The organism is Microvirga sp. P5_D2 (assembly GCF_054049475.1).
Genome location: NZ_JBFUMH010000324.1, coordinates 1 through 2,449, shown reverse-complemented (window position 1 = coordinate 2,449; position 2,449 = coordinate 1). Strand labels below are relative to the sequence as shown.

Below are 2,449 nucleotides of genomic sequence, written 5' to 3'. Positions count from 1 at the left end.
GTGATCCATGAAGTATCGTCCGACATGGTCGTGATGATTTCCTATGCCCGTATTCGCTACATTGTCGGAAACAAGCAGAAGCCGCGCGTTCTCGATGGCGTGGCAGGCAAGCACGAAAATCCTTGCTTTAATGGATACAAGCTTCCCGGTGAGTGTCGCACAGTTCACGTATAGAACCTCGGCGCCACCCGGGGAGAGTTGTATTTGCGTTGCATTCAGCTGCAGATACACTCTAAGGTTCTCGCTGGCTTTCAGCCTCTCTCGGTAGATGCGGCCTAAGCGGATTTCCTCGGCTAGCTGAAAGACTTTCGTGTCGAGGATACTGGAGTGGTCATCCACCAGATCATCCGGCGCCAGGCCCGCTTGTTCCGCGAACCGGCGCGGCTCGAAAAAATCCGACTTGATCCCAAGGGACTCGGCGGCCCGGGCTATGAATGGGGCGAGATCGGAATGATCGATCGGCCATTTCGCCAGGCCAAGTTCCCGTCGCCCTTCGTAGTCAATGGCATTATTCGCCCTGCAATAGCCGCTCCAATGATTGGTTGTGCCGCCGAAGTAACGTAGGCGGCAAGCCGCCAGATTGAAGTAGGGCAGACCGAGGTTCCTTCCGGCGAAAAGATTTTGCGTGTCGCCTTCGAGCTCGAGACCGCCGGATTCGATCAGCGCAACACCGGGCACTATCGCTGAAAGTTCCCGTGCCAGAGTTATCCCGGCTGCACCCGCGCCGATGATGCATACGGACGCGTCAATCTGCGAGCCGACTTCATCCGTGCGAGCGTCTATGAAATTGTCTGCCATGGGGGAGACTCTCGCGACGCCACCAGTTCGGCTGCACGAAGAAACAGGCCTGCCTCAAGGTCAGAAAACTGGAACCCATCGACACGAGTGCTCCTGTGATTTCGAAAGTCATCAGCCAAGGCCGCTTCAAACCATGACGAGGAATGTTTATCCATCGCGGCGAGCCGAGCGCCTGCATTTCCGATAAGCTGCTCAACCTCCGTGGGCGCCAGGCTGGCTCGCATTCGGTTCCCAATTCGGGCTGCTGCGTTGAAATCCGGGAGCAGTATCAAATGCTCATCCGGAAAACCGCTCATCCATCCACGCGTCGTGCAATTCTGCGCACCATAGCCAGTTGCGGCGCCTGAGCCGATCACTATGGCGATTTGCCCGAGCGAAACCGCATTGAACATCCGCCTGGTCAGCATCGTCTGGCGTCCAATTGCTTGCGGGGGATAGAGATACCCGATGACGGGCTGTCAGGGAAGGCTCGCGGCCTTGAACATAGCCAAAATTGCTTGCCAACTTCGGATTATGGCGCGGCGCTCCGCGTCAGCCCTCAGGCAGCCCTGCCTTGCGCAAGCCCTCGGTGATCCGCGCGTACTCGGCGCGGAAGACAGGATTGTCGGAGAAATCGGTGGTGGCGTGCTTTTTGACCGTGAAGTTCGGCGTCAACTTGTCGAGCTCGGCGATCGCAGCACGGGCTTCGTCCTTCATGCCCTTCCAGCCATAGGCGGAAATCAGGTCGATGTATGTAGCCCAGAATGGATTGATGGCGATTCCTTTCTGACACCATTCGATGGTGTCGTCGTCCCGTGCGAGATGCGTGTAGGCGTGGCATTTGTAATAATAGAACACATGAAGCTGCGGGTCGCGCGGACTCAGGTGAATGGCCTTGTCGACGTAGGCGAATGCATCGGCTGCTCGCCCTGCGAGGATCATGGTCGCGCCGAGCTGGGCATACGCCGGCGCGAGGTTCTGGTTGAGCCCGATTGCTGTTTCAAAGGAAGTGATCGCTTCCTCGAAATGCTTGCGTCCGCGCTTCAGTTCTCCCTTGGCCATATGCGCGTTCGCATCGTTGGGGGAGAGGGCAAGCGCTTTCGTTATCACAGCCTCCGCCCGATCGAGAACCTCGGGGATTGGCGCCGCATTGTACCGGGCCGTCACGGAGAAGGCCAAGCTACGCCCGAGCCCCACCAGGGCATCGGAATAGTTCGGGTCGATCTCAAGCGCCTGCTCGAACAGGCGGATCGCCATTTCGACATTCTCGCGCGTGCGTGGCCCGTTCGAAACGGCCACGCCGCGCATCGTGAGATCGACTGCCGTTGGATTGTTGGGGCGGTCCCGCTGCGCGCGGCGGCTCTCGATATTGGCGAGTTCAAGATCGAGGGATCGTGCGAGGCGGCCCGTGATGCCGTTTTGCAGTTCGGACAGATCGCCGAGGCTGGTCTCGAAACGCTCCGCCCACAGATGGCCGCCTGTCTCGGCGTCGATAAGCTGCGCGTTCACGCGCGCCTTGTCGGCAACCCGGCGGACGCTGCCCTCCAGCACATAGCGCACGCCGAGCTCTCGCCCGACCTCGCGCACATCCACCGGCCGTCCCTTGTAGGTGAAGGCCGTGTTGCGCGCGATGACGAAGCTTCCCGCGATCAGGGACAGGTCGGTCGTCAGA

2 protein-coding genes and 1 pseudogene are annotated in these 2,449 nt (G+C 59.5%); all 3 read right to left on the bottom strand.

Going from position 1 to position 2,449, the window contains the following annotated elements; translation table 11 throughout:
- Window positions 1-798 (bottom strand): annotated as a pseudogene (locus tag ACXJKO_RS31240) (hypothetical protein); the annotation flags it as partial.
- On the bottom strand, window positions 780-1,205 hold the full coding sequence (locus tag ACXJKO_RS31235) for a hypothetical protein (RefSeq protein ID WP_457094886.1): 426 nt from the start codon (window positions 1,203-1,205) through the stop codon (window positions 780-782). The gene ACXJKO_RS31235 and the pseudogene ACXJKO_RS31240, both read right to left, overlap by 19 nt.
- A gap of 124 nt (window positions 1,206-1,329) precedes the next feature.
- On the bottom strand, window positions 1,330-2,449 hold a 1,120-nt coding region (locus ACXJKO_RS31230; protein WP_457094885.1), incomplete at its 5' end, for a tetratricopeptide repeat protein.